Consider the following 14,985-nt stretch of genomic DNA (forward strand, 5'->3'; position numbering starts at 1 on the left):
AGCCGAAGTTCTTTACTAAAAAAATCTTGTAGCTCACTATATTGAGCCAGCTTTTTCGCTTTTGTTGCCATAATCTTGTAGATGTCAGAACCCACAAGATAGGCAACATGGCGGAAAAGCTTTTTTGTCATGTACTTAGACAAATATTTTCCTAATACTAACTATATAGACTTAATTGATGAGCGCATACATGATTTTGTTCCCAGAGAACGAGATGAGCATATTAATCCAGATATGATTTGTCCTACGATCATCAAAATTTTTATTCGTATAAAAGAGCATTTAGAAATTGATATTCCCTACTTTCATCTAAAACTGGAAGCTACTGAACAATTTACCTCTCCAGGACTACAACAATACATGTATCCGGGTGGTGAAAATACTTTGCGGGCCTACTTTTTAGCCACCTGGCAACAAGTTCCTATGGATAAATTTGTCCTTGCACTTGAAGATATGGGACAAAAATCTGCACTCTTTTCTGCTCGCTTTGTTGTAAAGAATAATGGCGAGGTGTCTGGCATTCATCTTTCACCAACGCAACCTTATTTCATCTACCAAGCATTCGAAAAAGTTCTGAGAGGGATGGCAAAATGGAAGCGCCCATCCCTGTCTCAAGGGCGAGGTGCAGGTCGGCAGTTGCCACCGATTAGTGTACAGTATGGAGTGGTATTGGAGGTGGTGCATGATTAATGACACCATGCACCAATAGCACTCACCACCTCGCGTTGGGTGGTTCCGCCTGCGGGACGGTTCAGTAATTGTCCTTTCACGACCAGGGCTGAGGAGCCGCCGCCATCCAAATTCATGGCTCGGATAGCACCAGTACTGCGCATCAAGTCTCCAAGTTCGGTCAAGGAGACCCCACGGCTTACGGCTTGACGTCCATCTACGATCATCAACACCACAGAGCCATCCGGTTTTATACCGACTGCACTTCGAGGATGGACATTGGGAATAGATGTGCGCCAGAACAATTCGTCCATTGCGGTATAAACCGTTTTGTTGTCCCAAACGATCATGGGGCCTGCGCCGATGGCTTCTCGGACATGCCAACGTTGGGACGGCTTAGGCTTGGGCTTGGAGGAAACGTGCCCAATGAAGTTTGGAAGCGGACGCGCCCATCGGTAAACAGTGCTGCTATCTGAAGTGGCCCACGCCAATTCTGCATCTCCTTCGGCGGTAAGACCCATGGCGGCACGGCTAACATGGTACCATATCTCGTTTTGTTCTAAAAGCCCTGTTGCAGGCCACAGGATTTGGCCGTTCGTCATCAGCAAGCCCACATGGTCGGCAGGTTTTTTGTTCATCGTAAAATATCCTGCATTCAAGAGGACGCACGCCTCGGTTCTGGAGGCAAATTGAGAGGCCGTTTCTCGACGGTCTTCGGGGTCTTGGGCGGCCAATATGCGCATGGGCAAACGCCCTTGCTTGGGCTGGATGTGTACATACCAAGCCCGAAGTGGAGCCTCCGGATGCACACCATCAAAAACCCGAATATGTGCGGGTAGTTGATAGTTGAGGCTATCCATCGGCTGCCAGTGTAGCCTAAGCGGCGGGGTTCCGGCCATGTCTTTCAGCGCAGGAAATTGCGGCGAACAACCAAAAAAGGTCCATAAAAACAAGAGAAGCGCACAAGGTCTCATTGCGAAGAGATGGCTGAGGGTTAAGTTTGTGGTCAAAAGTACGGCAAAACGATATGAGAAGCCTTATTTTATTCCAAGAGATCAAAACGCCGCATTTTCGTATCGTAACGTTATACATGCCAACCATCGAAGTCCTTAACATAGCCCTTGTGGCACAAGGTATTCTGATGTCCTTTTTCTTTTTGGGGATGAAAGGGGCAAGATGGAGTAATGCCTATTTATTTGCCGTTTTTGGGCTTCAATCGGCTAACTTTGGTCTTGGATTGCTCAAATCTAACCACGTTTGGGTTCATGCACCGTATTTGCTCGATGTGAATTTAGTCACGATTCCGATTGTGCGGATCCTTGTGTATTTTTATGCCTTAAGACTCGTGGGGAAGCCTATTGGATACGGATGGCAAATGTGGGTACATTGGCTCATTCCTTTGACCTATTTTTTGTTCTTTACAGGCTACGACGTCCTTTTTACACCTCCGGAAAGGATGTTGGAAATGGCGCAGCAGTATGGGCGTGCCGGAGAAAGAACCAGTCGGTATCTCTTTTTTAACGTAAGCTATTTATTTGTTTTTATTGGCTATACAATAGCCTCTATCTTTCAGTTGCATGTATATCTAAAAGCAGCGAGGGATTGTTTTTCTGATGCACGGCGTTTTCATGCAAAGTGGGTGTATGATTTATTGTGGATCAAATTGGTGGCTTTTTTGGTGTTTTTATGTCTGATTGCCGTCCTACAACGTCCGGTGTTGATGCAAATAAATACCGCCATTTTTATGATTCCCGCCATTCTATACGTAATGTGGCGCAACATCACCAAGCCTATTATGGTAATGCCCCTTTCGCTGGCGCCTCAAACCTTGCAAGCCGAAATACGGAATAATGGCTCGGATGGCTCCACCTTAGAAGTGGCTTCGCAATCTGTTCCTTCGCTGCCTTCTGAAACCCGGCAACCTTCCCGCGAAGCAGAATTTGCGCGGATTCTTCAGGCCCTTGAGACTGAAGAAGTTTTTCGGGATGTGGACCTAACTGTCTCGAAACTGGCCGATAAATTGAGCCTAAGGGCCTATGTGGTTTCTCAGGCCATCAACCGCGAGGCAGGAAAATCCTTTTTTGAGTTTGTGAATCAATACCGTGTGGAGGCAGCAAAGGTTCAGCTCTTAGATTCATCTATGCAGCACCTAAGTATTGAAGCCATAGCAGAAACCTGCGGTTTTAGTTCAAGAACGGCCTTCTATGAAGCCTTTAAACGTCATACGGGGCTTACACCAGCACGTTTTCGAAAGCAGGGCGTTGCTTGAAGACCCAAAAAGTTCATCCGTGTTTTTCGTTCCCTTTAACCGAAGTTCATTATCTTCAATTATCCAACATCGCACGGCTCCTTAAAAACCAGAACGTGCGAACCATCACGCAACACCCAAACAACCCCGGTTGAACACCATGGTAACACAACAAGACGTACAGGCAATGGCTTCTTTGGCCCGTTTACGCCTGACGGAAGAAGAAGTGCAGCACTATCAGCACGACTTGAACCGGATTTTGGCATATATGGATCAGTTAAACGAGGTGGATACGGCGGGCGTTGCACCGATGACCCACCTCCAAGACTGGGGTAACGTATTGCGCGAAGATGTCCACTTAAGCCGCATCACCCACGAAGACGCCTTGAAAAATGCGCCCGACGCCGATGCCGACTATTTCCGTGTACCCAAAGTGATCGAATAATTCACCTTTTCAATTCAGTGACCCCATTATGGCCAAGTCCAATCGCCCTGCCCGATCTGTATCCGAGCCTACGCCGGCAACTTCCCGCGCAAACCGCCCCCCCCAGGGATCGCCTAAAAACTCCTTTTGGGAGGGCCTCTCTGAACCTACGCAGCACCTTATTTGTGCTGCACTGATGCTATTGGTAGCGGTCGTGTTTTTCTCGGCCACCACTTTTGGCGACAAGTCATTGGTCGGATCAGACGTGGTGCACGCCCGCGCTATGGCCAAGTCTGCTTTAGACTTTGAGGCACAAACCGGAGAACAAACACTCTGGATTCCAAATGGTTTTGGTGGAATGCCTGCGTATTCGGTGTATTATCCCGTGAGTATTCCACAAATGGACACCATTGTCCGAAGCCTCAATCAATTCTTGGCCTTTCCGTTTGTGCCATTCTTGATTATGTTGTTTGGGATGTACTGGTTGGGGTTTTACCTGACAAAAGATAAATTATTGGGGCTTTTTGGGGCCTTTGCCTATAGCCTTACCACCTACCTACCCCTGATTTTATTGGCCGGGCACAATACCAAATTCTCCACCTTGGCTTGGACGCCCTGGCTAATTTTGGCTTTTTTGCATGTACTCCGATACCCCAAACTGCTCTCTGGCCTGCTGTTTGCCGCTGCGCTTGCGGTTAATCTGCGTTCTAACCACATCCAGATTACCTACTATGTGGCCTTTATATTGGGCGTATGGTGGATTTTTGAAGCCATTTCCGCCGGACGAAAAGGCGAAACCAAGTCATTTGGCATTGCCACTGGTTTATTGGTTATGGGTGTGCTATTGGCCGTTCTAATGGTAGCACAACCCTATTGGCCACTGGCCGAGTACAAGGCATTTACCACACGCGGGGCTTCGGAAGGAGGTGGTTCGGGTGCTTTAGACTGGACTTATGCCATGAATTGGAGTCAAGGATGGGGTGAACTTTGGACATTGCTCTTTTCACGGGCGTATGGAGGCGGATCGCAAGAAGCGTATTGGGGTGCAAAAATCTTTACAGGCGGCCCCCATTACATAGGTGGCATTGTTATCCTGCTTGCGGTTTTTGCACTGCTCTGGTCGCGTAAACAGGTGGTTTGGGCATTGGGGACTGGAACGTTGCTCACGGTCTTGTTTGCACTGGGGCAAAATGCGGCATTCATCAACGAGCCCATGTTCCATTATTTCCCCCTTTTTAACGCTTTCCGCGTTCCCGAAACGTGGCTGATTATCTCGGTGATGGGCTTGGTCTTATTGGCGGTCTTGGGACTAAAGCAGGCGCTTCAGCCACACCCGACAGGCAAGACCGATCCGAAACCATTGTATTACACCATAGGTGGTATGGTAGCCTTGATGTTGATACTCATCTTGTTCAAATCCGCCCTGTTTACATTTGAAAAGCCCAACGAGACCGAAGAAATCGCCAAAATGATGGTGCAACAATACCGTCAACAAGGACAGGAAATAGACCTAGCAACAGCACGTACCGAAGCCCCGCAATATATCGCACAATTTCGCGAAGACCGCCTCGAAGGCTATCAGTCTGATGCCCTCCGCACGTTGTTTTTTATTGTGCTGGCAGGTCTCTTGCTCATTTTAGCAAAATTAGATAAAATCCCTGCATGGACGGCCAAATTGGCGCTTTCCATTTTGGTGTTGGCCGATCTTTGGGGCGTAGCCAGCCGATATTATACCAACGATTTACTCAAACCGAAGACCAATGTAGAAGAACAAGCGGCTGCCCAAATCATTCCCGGCATAGATGATTGGATTCAAGAGCGGGTAAAAACAGCGGGAGGGGCAGGGCACTTTCGGACCTTCCCAATGGCTTTGGATCCATTTCAGGATGGCCGCACGCCCTTTTTCTACGAAACCGTTTCGGGATATAGCGCCGCAAAACTGCGCGTCTATCAGGACTATCAAGATCATGTATTGCAAGACAAAGAAGGTCGCATTAATATGACGGGATTAGACCTGATGGCCGTTCGCTATATCATCGCACGCGGAATTTTACCCGGAACCAAACCCGTTCAGGTGGCGCAGGATTCCTCTATGCTGATTTTGGAACGCGAAAACCCGATGCCTCGCGCTTGGTTGGTCTCCGAAACCAAGACGGTCAATACGCCGCAAGAAAAATGGCGCCTTTTACAAGATCCCACATTTAACCCGCGAAAAACAGCGCTTGTTGCCAAAGACCCCGGCCTAAAAACCGCCCCGTTCGATTCTCTCGGCAGGCAGACTTCGGTAAAGCTAAAATCGTTTACCGCAAATCGTATCGAATGGAAGGTCCAGACCGATGCACCACGTCTGATGGTGGCCTCGGAGATCTATTATCCTGCTGGTTGGGCCGCAACAGTAGATGGAAATCCTTCGGAAATCATCCAAACCAACCATATTTTGCGTGGCGTGGCAGTCCCTGCCGGAAGCCATACAGTTGTGATGACTTTTATACCAGAACGACATTTCGTCAGTAAAACCATCGCGGGGGGAGCTACGGTATTGTGCTATGGTGGGATTTTATTGCTGCTTGGCTTGGCCTTGATGAGACGCCGGAAAGAGGCGAAAGAAAAATACTGACCTCTGCATAACCTTACCGAGAATCCGAAGCGTATGTTTAAGCAACGAAACTTGTTCCTCTACTGAGGCGGCAACATTTTTTCTCCTTTTTTGTCCGTAGATAAAATTATACTGTATATTCGGACACCTAAGGACACTTCATCATTTACAAAAACAAAAATACCTCTATGGCCTTGCAATTTCCTGCAAACCTGCACTACACCAAAGACCACGAATGGGTGCGTTCAGAATCAGACGGACAGTTCACCATCGGTATTACCGATTTTGCACAACGTGAACTGAGTGACATTGTTTTTGTTGAACTTCCATCCGTTGGCGATACCTTCGAGGAAAGTGACGAGTTTGGAACAGTGGAGGCTGTCAAAACGGTTTCTTCGTTGTATATGCCCCTTTCTGGAACCGTGGTGGCCATCAATACAGCGCTGAATGATGACCCTTCGGTTGTGAACAATGACCCATATGGAGAGGGTTGGATGATCCGCATTTTAGCAGCAAATACAGCGGAATGGGAAGGTTTATTAACAGTCGAAGCCTATCAATCGGCCATTGACACCGATTGATAGTGGAGCGGGGGGAGTGCCTCCGATCATCGTTCATTTCCTTGATTAATACAGATGAAGACACCTATTTGCAAAAATACTTGCAGATACCAAGGTGTCTTTTTTTCTTGCGAAGGCGTTAGGATGTTGGATAAGTGGCGTGAGCGCTTCGCAGTAGCCCGAAAGGCGGGGCCTATGCTGTTTTTCCCCCATCCTTCGTTTGTATAAACCAACAAAACGCTGCATATTACCATTTATTGTAAAGACCATAATAAAACGGAATAACCGGATTTCCCTCTTGTTGCTATGAACCATAAAAGAATCTTGGTGACCGCTGCATTGCCTTATGCAAACGGCCCCCTTCATCTTGGGCATCTTGCCGGAGCGTACCTGCCCTCCGATCTTTATGTGCGTTATCAGCGGTTAAAAGGCCGCGATGTGGTGTTTATTTGTGGCTCCGATGGCCACGGAGTGCCCATTATGCTCAAAGCACGCGCAGAAGGCGTTAGTCCACACGACATTGTGGATCGCTATCACAAGGTCATGGATCGTGCTTTTCAAGGGCTGGGTATCTCATTCGATTATTACGGTAAAACCACTTCTCCCACCCACTACAAAACAAGTCAGGATTTTTTCAGGGTCTTGGCACAGAAAGGAAAGTTTGTCCGGAAAACCAATGAACAACTGTTCGATCCAGAGGCGGGTATTTTTCTCGCTGATCGCTTTGTGCGTGGAACCTGTCCTATTTGCGGAAATCCGGATGCTTATGGAGACCAGTGCGAAAAATGTGGCACCGCATTAAGTCCAGATGAATTAATCAACCCGCGTAGTGCCATTACCGATGCCATTCCTGTAAAAAAAGAAACCACTCACTGGTACTTACCCATGGGCGAACTCCAACCTAAATTGGAGGCTTGGATCGGCGAAAAAAGCCACTGGAAAAAAAATGTACTTGGACAAGTGGGGAGTTGGTTCCAAACCGGGCTTGCAGACCGTGCAATGACTCGTGACCTTTCTTGGGGTATTCCCGTGCCCACAGATGTCGCGGAGGACATAGATGTGGACGGCAAAGTGCTCTACGTCTGGTTCGATGCACCCATTGGCTACATCTCAGCGACCAAAGAATGGGCCGAAAAGCAAGGCGATCCAGACCGTTGGCGCACCTATTGGATGGACGATGAAACGAAGTTGGTACATTTTATCGGAAAGGACAATATCGTATTTCACTGCCTTATCTTTCCAGCCATGCTCGCCGAACATGGCGAATTTGTCTTGCCGGATAACGTGCCTGCCAATGAATTTCTGAATTTAGAAGGCCAAAAACTTTCCACAAGCCGTGGCTGGGCTGTTTGGTTGCACGAATATTTAGAAGCCTTTCCGCCGGATTTGTTGCGATATGCCCTTGCCGGGATTTTCCCAGAAACCAAGGACAGTGATTTTTCCTGGAAAGACTTTCAAACCCGCGTAAATTCCGAATTGGCGGATGTCTTGGGGAATTTTGTAAACCGTGCCCTCACCTTTACCAAAAATTTTTATGGCGGCCTTGTACCACCACTCATCAATCCTTCAGAAGCAGATCTTGCGGTTCTGGCAGAATTAGCCACCTTGCCCGCCAAAATTGGTGCTTGTTACGAGGAATTTCGTTTTCGGGATGCCGTTTTCGAGACCATGAATGTGGCCCGCTTGGGCAATAAATATTTTGCCGATACAACACCGTGGCACCTGCGGAAAACCGATGAGCAGGCTGCGGGCAATGTCATCCATGTGGCCTTACAAATATGTGCCACGCTCTCGGTACTCATGGAACCAGTATTACCGGATGCCGCTGCAAAACTGAGAGAGATGCTAACCCTGAAAGATATTAGGAGCAGTTTGCCCCAAGGAAAAAGCGGAACAAAAGGATGGGATGATGCCGCCACCCCCCTTCTCGAAGCCGGAAAGGCGGTACACCCCCCCGCTATTTTGTTTGCCAAAATCGAAACCACTGCTATTCAGGCCCAGCTCGACGTTCTTCACCAACGCGCAGTCACGCAACATCCCATTGCTCCTGAAGTAATTCCGGAAACCCCGTTTGCTCCGCTGAAGGAAACCATCGTTTATGACGACTTTGCCAAATTGGACCTGCGTATGGGAACCATTATTTCCGCAGAACGGGTTCCTAAAGCAGATAAACTCCTTTGCCTTCAGATAGACCTTGGTTTTGAGAAACGCCAAATTCTTTCGGGTATTGCCCAGCAATATGCCCCAGAAGAAGTGGTTGGTAAACGAGTAGTGGTTGTAGCCAACCTTACCCCCCGTAAAATGCGTGGCCTCGAAAGCCAAGGCATGGTGCTAATGGCCGAAAATCGCGAGGGCACTTTAACCATGATCGGCTCCGAGGGCGAAAATGGCGCACCCGTGCTGTAAATCGGGTGTTAAAAAAACCTACCTCACCTTAGAACCATTGATTTTTTTCCCGCTCTGCGGTATTACTTCCATGCCTCTTGCTTTTTTAACTGGCGGAACTGGATTTGTCGGAAGCCATTTGGCCGAAGCACTGTTAGCACAGGGTTATACCGTGCGTTGTTTGGTACGCAAAGACTTGAAATGGTTAAACGGATTGCCCATTGAACCCGTTTGGGGCCGAGTGGACGACAAGGACGCCTTGGCCGCTGCTTGTAAAGACGTGGACGAGGTCTATCATGTGGCTGGGCTAACCCGCTCCAAACATTGGTCGGATTTTTTAGCGGCAAATGTAGATGCCACCACCCGATTATTAGACATCCTTCGTCAAACAGCCCCGCAAGTACGGAAAATTGTGGTCACGAGTAGCCAAGCAGCAAGCGGACCTTCCGAGACGCCGCTCTCCGAGAACGCACGGATGCAACCCCTGAGCCAGTATGGTAAAAGTAAGGCGCTTATGGAGGAAGCCATAAAACCCTATTTGCGTGATCTGCCCATCACCATAGTGCGCCCACCATCGGTTTATGGCCCACGCGAAGCCGATATTTTCACCTTCATCCAATCCGTAAATCGTGGTTTTTGTCCGATTGTCGGAGATGGCCGCGCACCACAACTCAATTTGGTGTATGTGCGCGACTTGGTAGCAGGGATGATACAGGCGGCACAGTCCGACTGCACTTCCGGCGAAACCTATTTTTTGGGTAGTGAAGACTATAGCTGGCATCAGATTCGGGATGCGGTTGCACATGCGCTGCAAAAAAAAACTTTTACCCTGCATATTCCTGTTGGTTTGGTAGCACCTCTGGGGGCTTTACTCGAAACCGTTGCAGGGTGGTTTGGACAATACCCGCCCCTCAATCGTGAAAAAGCGAAGGAGGCTCAACACGCCTGGCGCTTATCCATCCAAAAGGCCAGAGACCACTTTGGCTATCATCCTGCAACGCCGCTTCATCAGGGCATGAAGGAAACCGTTGAGTGGTACCGGGCGCATAAATGGCTGTAAGTTCATTGGTTGGTGTCCGGGTATAAGGTGTACATCCAGAAAACATAAAACCCATGAAATACACCCACTTTTTTGTTTACGGCCTATTGTGGCTGGTTATTGGCTGCGATGCCAACCAATCTTCCACCTCCTTAGAAGCAATGGTCACTGCGAAACGCAACAATGTTTTATGGAGCAGCACCGTTACCTTAAAACCCAGCAGCTATACATCGGGAGAAGTGGTGGCACAAGCCTTTGATGTGGCCTCGCAGCGTACCTTGCAGCTTACGTTCCCTTTAAAAGAAGGCATTACAACGCTCAATGCAGAGATGACCGGACTATGGGATTTGGGATTATGTCTGCCTGCCAATAAGTTTTTGTTAGACACTTCTGTTAACCCCAGTGTTGTGGTACGTTACATCAACGGAGATTCCTCGCGCATTTCGGTTACCTTCACTGTTGCGTTCCGGAATAGCCAGAATCTTACTGAAACGGTACAATTTGTCAATGGAACCTTTGAGGTGCGTTTAGACAAAAATGCTTTTTCGTATTGTATCGAAGGGTGAAAAAGGGCGAGGTACTGCCTTCGCCCTCAAAAGCAATGGTGGTTACCGAGCCTTATCCGGCATAATGGCACCAGCAATGATGTATAATACCATGCCGGGAACAAGACCGGTAAAAAATGTGCCAAATGCAACACCTACCCGTACCCAAGTGGGATCCACATTCAAATAAGCGGCAAGGCCACCACATACACCTAAGACTTTTTTATCGTCCGAAGATTTAACAAGGTATTTCATGATGATCGTGATTGATGATTGATGACCTGTATATCGTTAGGAAAAAAAGAAAGTTACGACCATAAAGAACAGTGGTCAGACTTGGAGGTAAACCAATAAAGAAGGGCCTCCTTGGTTTGAAGCCCTTCTCCTCCTGAACTGATTTATGAACACCCCGTCGTCGTTCCGCAATTCATACATTTATAGCACGATCCACTTCGCACGGTAATCGAGCCACACGAAGGGCAACCAGGCGCATCGGCTTGGTTTTGGAAAGCGGGTTGCTTGGCCAACTTCTGGGGTTGTAACCCCGATGTGTTGTTCACATGTACCGATACGGCCACCTCATTTGCGCTTGCCATTCCATTGCCGTCACTCAAGTCTGGTGGATTGGTAAAGTGAAAGGGGTCTTCGGCCTCCTCCACCTCGTGCCCCACAAACTTCAGTGCCATCCAGCGGAATATATAATCGGTAATAGATTTGGCCATTGGGATTTGTGGGTTATGGGTAAATCCGCTTGGTTCAAACCGCATATGGCTAAATTTCTCGCATAGGGCATCTACCGGAACGCCATATTGCAAGGCCAGCGAAATGGCTGTCGCAAAAGCATCCATCATACCGGAGATGGTAGAGCCTTGTTTGGCCATCGTAATGAATATCTCACCCGGCTTTTTGGTATCGGGATATAGCCCAACATGCAAATATCCTTCGTGTCCAGCCACCGAGAATTTGTGTGTCAGGGATGGGCGCTCGTCTGGTAAGCGGCGGCGGGTGGGTTTATACACCACTTTTTCCACGATTTTCTCGATCACTTCGGGCGTTGTCTCGGGTACAGCGCCATCGCCAGCAGAAGAAACGTCCGATTTTTGGGTATTTCCTCCTTTTTTGGTGGCCAAAGGTTGACTACGCTTAGAGTTCTCTCGGTAGATGGCCACGGCTTTGAGGCCCAAACGCCAGCCTTCCACATACGTTTCCGCTATTTCCTCGATAGTGGCGGATTCAGGAACATTTACCGTTTTGCTAATCGCGCCTGATATAAAGGGTTGACAGGCCGCCATCATCCGAAGATGCCCTAAATGATGAATAAACCGTGACCCATTATAGGGCTTAAAAGCACAATCGAAGATAGGTAAATGGTGTTGCTTGAGATGAGGTGCACCTTCTATGGTGTCGTGTTGGTCTATATAAGCAAGGATTTCTTCAATTTGAACCGCAGGATAGCCTATGTGTTGCAATGCCTGAGGAACAGTATTGTTGACGATCTTGAGCATCCCTTCGCCTTTTCCAGCCAAGAGCTTGTATTTCACCAGGGCAATATCTGGCTCGATACCCGTCGTATCGCAATCCATCATAAATCCTATTGTACCCGTAGGGGCAAGCACGGTAGATTGTGCATTTCTATACCCATATTGTTTACCAAGGGTCAGGCACATATCCCAGGATTCTTGTGCAGCCGTCCTGAGCTCAGCAGGACAAGAGCCATCTATCTCGGCGACGGCTTCGCGGTGCATTTGCATCACGCCCAGCATGGCCTCTTGGTTTTTCTCGAAGGCCGTAAAAGGCCCAATTTGTGGATTGGCGGCAATCTCGGCACTACGCGCATAGGCCTCGGCTGTCATGATGCTCATAATGGCCCCGGCAACCCCACGGCCTTCGGGAGAGTCGTAGGGTACGCCCATTGCCATAATAAACGCGCCAAGGTTCGCAAAGCCCAATCCCAAGGGCCGGAAATCGTGCGAGTTTTGGGTGATGGATGGAGAAGGATAGCCCGCATTGTCCACCAAAATCTCTTGGGCGGTAATAAAAATGCGACAGGCTGCCCGATAGCGCTCCACATCCAACGTCCCGTCCGCCAACTGAAACTTCCGAAGATTCAACGAGGCCAAGTTACACGCCGAGTTGTCCACATGCATGTATTCCGAACAAGGGTTGCTGGAGTTAATCGGGCCGGAGTGAGGGACGGTGTGCCATTTCTGGATGGTATCCTCGTACTGAACGCCCGGATCACCGCAAACATGCGTTCCTTCGGCAATTTTAAGCAAGAGTTTATGGGCATCGGTTTCCCAAACAACTTCTCCGGACTGGGCAGCCCGAAGTGGGTACGCCCGTTGGTGTGTGGCCGCCTCCATAAACGCATCATCCACCCGTACCGACTGGTTCACGTTCTGAAAAGCAACCGATCCATACGCCGGGCCGTTAAAAGAACCATCATACCCTTCTTCTATCAAAGCCCATGCCTTTTTTTCCTCTTCTTGTTTGGCTGCGACGAACTCCTCGATGTCGGGATGCCAAACCTTAAGGGTCTGCATAATGGCTGCACGACGGGTTTTGCCGCCAGATTTGATGGTTCCGCCCGTTGCATCTTGTACACGCATAAAACTAACAGGGCCACTCGGACGGCCGCCGCCCGAAAGCTTTTCTTGTGAAGAGCGCAACTTAGACCAGTCTGCTCCTACCCCCGATCCATACTTGAACAGGCGGGCACTTTCAGCCATCAATTTCCAAATATCTTCAATTGAGTCTTCTACCGCAATAATAAAACACGCCGAGCCTTGTGGATACTCGTATGGATCCACATCCACCACTTTTTGCAACGTGCGGTCCCAACCCCAAATGGTTTTTCCACTGGTATCGCGGATGCCATATTGATGATAAAGTCCCACATTAAACCAAACGGGCGAGTTGAACGCACCATACTGATTTACGCAAAGCCATGTCAGTTCATCATAAAAACGTTCGGCGTCTTCATCTGTGGCAAAGTAGTGCTGTGCCCTGCCCCAATCGGTGATGGTACGTGTTACGCGGTGAACCAACTGGCGGAACGAATGCTCGCGGCCTCCTTCTTTTGGGGAACGACCAGACTCGCCAACGTCTCCATAAAAATACTTACTTGCCACAATGTTTGAGGCCAAAAGACTCATTTCCTGTGGCATCTCGATATGGTGTTGCTCAAAAATGACCTCTCCCTTGTGGTTTTTGATGCTCGCGGTACGGGTTTCCCATTGTACACTGTCAAATGGAGACTCTCCTTCGATAGAGAAGGTGCGGTTCATAACAAGACCTTTTTTCAGGTACTTTTCCAGAGGGCGGTGGGTAGGTTTTGCAGGCATGATTTTATGTTAAGATGTTAATAATGGAACAGAATATGGAAATCCGTTATTGAAGACAAGAAAGACGACCCCAACCCCGTTACCGGAGGGACTGATCTTGTAATACACGTTGGAACACGGGCGTTTTGCCGGAGGAAGCGTGCTGTTCGCGGATAAAGGATAGGGGCGAAACCCAATGAAATAAACCAAACTTTTTGCAGGTATTCAAGAAAACTTGTCCACAACTCATAGGTTTTTTGTCCACACATATACCGACGCCAAGGCGTACAAAGATCCTAACAACTTAATGGGATTCTTGGTACATCCAGACCGTAAGGTGTTGTCCCAGGCAGAGGTCATCAATCTTTGGTACTATAATCAATAACAGATATAAGAAAAACATTGATCCCACCGTTATGCCAATCGGCCATTTTGTTGTATCTTGAATTCTTCACATAAATACGCCCGCTATGCCTCCTGCTGTACGCAAAATCTTGTTAACCAATGGCATCATTTGGCTTGTACTGGCCATTGCAGCCTTCTCTGCCATAAGTAGTGGTAGGTATAATAGTGCTATTGCTCTTTTATTTCTTATTGGTTGTCAAGCCGTTATTTGCTTGTTATTGGGCTTGTTCATGGTGTTTACCTCTTCTCGGGAAGAGGGCAAAGGCATGTTGCTTTCAGGTCTAATGGTAGGGTTGTTAACCTTTCTGACATGTGGCGGCTTCTTTACGCTTTCTTGATGACGAGACCTGCATGAATACAGCGCAAGGTCTATTATTTGTCAATGCTATCATCTGGTTGCTGTTGGTTATCGGAACGGTAATTGATACCAACCACACAAACTTCCTGCTTTAACGTTTTAATTTGTGTCATTGTATTTTTTGGGCGTTGGCGTACCTGTTTTTGAGCTTACTTCTGGCCGATTCTGTTGTAAATGACCAGCTGATTTTGATGGCTTCATCATTGTGTTGGTCTTGCCAAGCAAGTGCTTCTTTTTCAGGTATGTCTATCGTTTCAAGACGACGATCCAAGCATTGACGAGATAACGCCGAAACTCGATTAACCACGAACCATGTTTGGGCGTGTCTTGGATGCCCAAACAAGTTGGGCATGGCGGGCTTCTAAGTGCCGAGTACGTCATGGTCGCGAAAACGGGAATCTATTTAGCCTACTTAACGTGTCTGGGTGCTGCC

General features: G+C 48.3%; 12 protein-coding genes. 9 read left to right on the forward strand and 3 right to left on the reverse strand.

Annotation, left to right across the window (positions count from 1 at the left end):
• Positions 1 to 129 precede the first annotated feature (129 nt).
• The gene (locus JNN12_16215) at positions 130 to 690 is read left to right on the forward strand and encodes a hypothetical protein (GenBank protein ID MBL7979883.1); all 561 of its coding nucleotides are present in this window, start codon (positions 130 to 132) and stop codon (positions 688 to 690) included.
• Here the strand turns inward: JNN12_16215 and JNN12_16220 are convergent.
• Complete coding sequence (locus JNN12_16220) at positions 687 to 1,643, reverse strand: phosphodiester glycosidase family protein (GenBank protein MBL7979884.1); 957 nt, start codon at positions 1,641 to 1,643, stop codon at positions 687 to 689. The genes JNN12_16215 and JNN12_16220 overlap by 4 nt on opposite strands.
• Positions 1,644 to 1,696: 53 nt before the next feature.
• On the opposite strand from JNN12_16220, the gene JNN12_16225 reads away from it, so the two are divergent.
• From JNN12_16225 to JNN12_16255, 7 genes are all read left to right on the forward strand, one after another.
• On the forward strand, positions 1,697 to 2,938 hold the full coding sequence (locus tag JNN12_16225; GenBank protein ID MBL7979885.1) for an AraC family transcriptional regulator: 1,242 nt from the start codon (positions 1,697 to 1,699) through the stop codon (positions 2,936 to 2,938).
• Between the two features lie 139 nt (positions 2,939 to 3,077).
• On the forward strand, positions 3,078 to 3,362 hold the full coding sequence (gene gatC, locus JNN12_16230; GenBank protein ID MBL7979886.1) for an Asp-tRNA(Asn)/Glu-tRNA(Gln) amidotransferase subunit GatC: 285 nt from the start codon (positions 3,078 to 3,080) through the stop codon (positions 3,360 to 3,362).
• Positions 3,363 to 3,390: 28 nt separating this feature from the next.
• Positions 3,391 to 5,958 (forward strand): YfhO family protein, encoded by a 2,568-nt coding sequence (locus JNN12_16235; protein ID MBL7979887.1) that lies wholly within the window; start codon positions 3,391 to 3,393, stop codon positions 5,956 to 5,958.
• Positions 5,959 to 6,131: 173 nt separating this feature from the next.
• Positions 6,132 to 6,518 carry a glycine cleavage system protein GcvH gene (gene gcvH / locus JNN12_16240; protein MBL7979888.1) on the forward strand — a complete coding sequence of 129 codons (387 nt, stop codon included), beginning with the start codon at positions 6,132 to 6,134 and terminating at the stop codon, positions 6,516 to 6,518.
• Between the two features lie 285 nt (positions 6,519 to 6,803).
• A complete protein-coding gene (gene metG, locus JNN12_16245) occupies positions 6,804 to 8,903 on the forward strand; it encodes a methionine--tRNA ligase (GenBank protein MBL7979889.1) in 2,100 nt (699 codons plus the stop codon).
• A 70-nt stretch (positions 8,904 to 8,973) separates the two neighbouring features.
• Positions 8,974 to 9,942 (forward strand): NAD-dependent epimerase/dehydratase family protein, encoded by a 969-nt coding sequence (locus JNN12_16250; GenBank protein MBL7979890.1) that lies wholly within the window; start codon positions 8,974 to 8,976, stop codon positions 9,940 to 9,942.
• Positions 9,943 to 9,995: 53 nt separating this feature from the next.
• A complete protein-coding gene (locus JNN12_16255) occupies positions 9,996 to 10,487 on the forward strand; it encodes a hypothetical protein (GenBank protein MBL7979891.1) in 492 nt (163 codons plus the stop codon).
• A 42-nt stretch (positions 10,488 to 10,529) separates the two neighbouring features.
• Here JNN12_16255 and JNN12_16260 read toward each other — a convergent pair whose 3' ends face one another.
• Both JNN12_16260 and JNN12_16265 read right to left on the reverse strand, forming a co-directional pair.
• The gene (locus JNN12_16260) at positions 10,530 to 10,721 is read right to left on the reverse strand and encodes a PspC domain-containing protein (protein ID MBL7979892.1); all 192 of its coding nucleotides are present in this window, start codon (positions 10,719 to 10,721) and stop codon (positions 10,530 to 10,532) included.
• Between the two features lie 143 nt (positions 10,722 to 10,864).
• The gene (locus tag JNN12_16265; protein MBL7979893.1) at positions 10,865 to 13,810 is read right to left on the reverse strand and encodes a vitamin B12-dependent ribonucleotide reductase; all 2,946 of its coding nucleotides are present in this window, start codon (positions 13,808 to 13,810) and stop codon (positions 10,865 to 10,867) included.
• Positions 13,811 to 14,259: 449 nt separating this feature from the next.
• On the opposite strand from JNN12_16265, the gene JNN12_16270 reads away from it, so the two are divergent.
• Positions 14,260 to 14,532, forward strand: a complete 273-nt coding sequence (locus tag JNN12_16270; protein ID MBL7979894.1) for a hypothetical protein — start codon at positions 14,260 to 14,262, stop codon at positions 14,530 to 14,532.
• The last annotated feature ends 453 nt before the right edge of the window (positions 14,533 to 14,985 follow it).

This window comes from Bacteroidetes Order II. bacterium, assembly GCA_016788705.1.
Lineage (GTDB): Bacteria > Bacteroidota > Rhodothermia > Rhodothermales > UBA2364 > UBA2364.

Bases quoted from the DNA above. Each gene is read 5' to 3' on its own strand.
- JNN12_16220 (MBL7979884.1), bottom strand. From the start codon at position 1,643: ATGAGACCTTGTGCGCTTCTCTTGTTTTTATGGACCTTTTTTGGTTGT.
- JNN12_16255 (MBL7979891.1), top strand. From the start codon at position 9,996: ATGAAATACACCCACTTTTTTGTTTACGGCCTATTGTGGCTGGTTATT.
- JNN12_16250 (MBL7979890.1), top strand. From the start codon at position 8,974: ATGCCTCTTGCTTTTTTAACTGGCGGAACTGGATTTGTCGGAAGCCAT.
- JNN12_16235 (MBL7979887.1), top strand. From the start codon at position 3,391: ATGGCCAAGTCCAATCGCCCTGCCCGATCTGTATCCGAGCCTACGCCG.
- JNN12_16225 (MBL7979885.1), top strand. From the start codon at position 1,697: ATGAGAAGCCTTATTTTATTCCAAGAGATCAAAACGCCGCATTTTCGT.
- JNN12_16215 (MBL7979883.1), top strand. From the start codon at position 130: ATGTACTTAGACAAATATTTTCCTAATACTAACTATATAGACTTAATT.
- gatC (MBL7979886.1), top strand. From the start codon at position 3,078: ATGGTAACACAACAAGACGTACAGGCAATGGCTTCTTTGGCCCGTTTA.
- JNN12_16270 (MBL7979894.1), top strand. From the start codon at position 14,260: ATGCCTCCTGCTGTACGCAAAATCTTGTTAACCAATGGCATCATTTGG.
- JNN12_16265 (MBL7979893.1), bottom strand. From the start codon at position 13,810: ATGCCTGCAAAACCTACCCACCGCCCTCTGGAAAAGTACCTGAAAAAA.
- JNN12_16260 (MBL7979892.1), bottom strand. From the start codon at position 10,721: ATGAAATACCTTGTTAAATCTTCGGACGATAAAAAAGTCTTAGGTGTA.
- metG (MBL7979889.1), top strand. From the start codon at position 6,804: ATGAACCATAAAAGAATCTTGGTGACCGCTGCATTGCCTTATGCAAAC.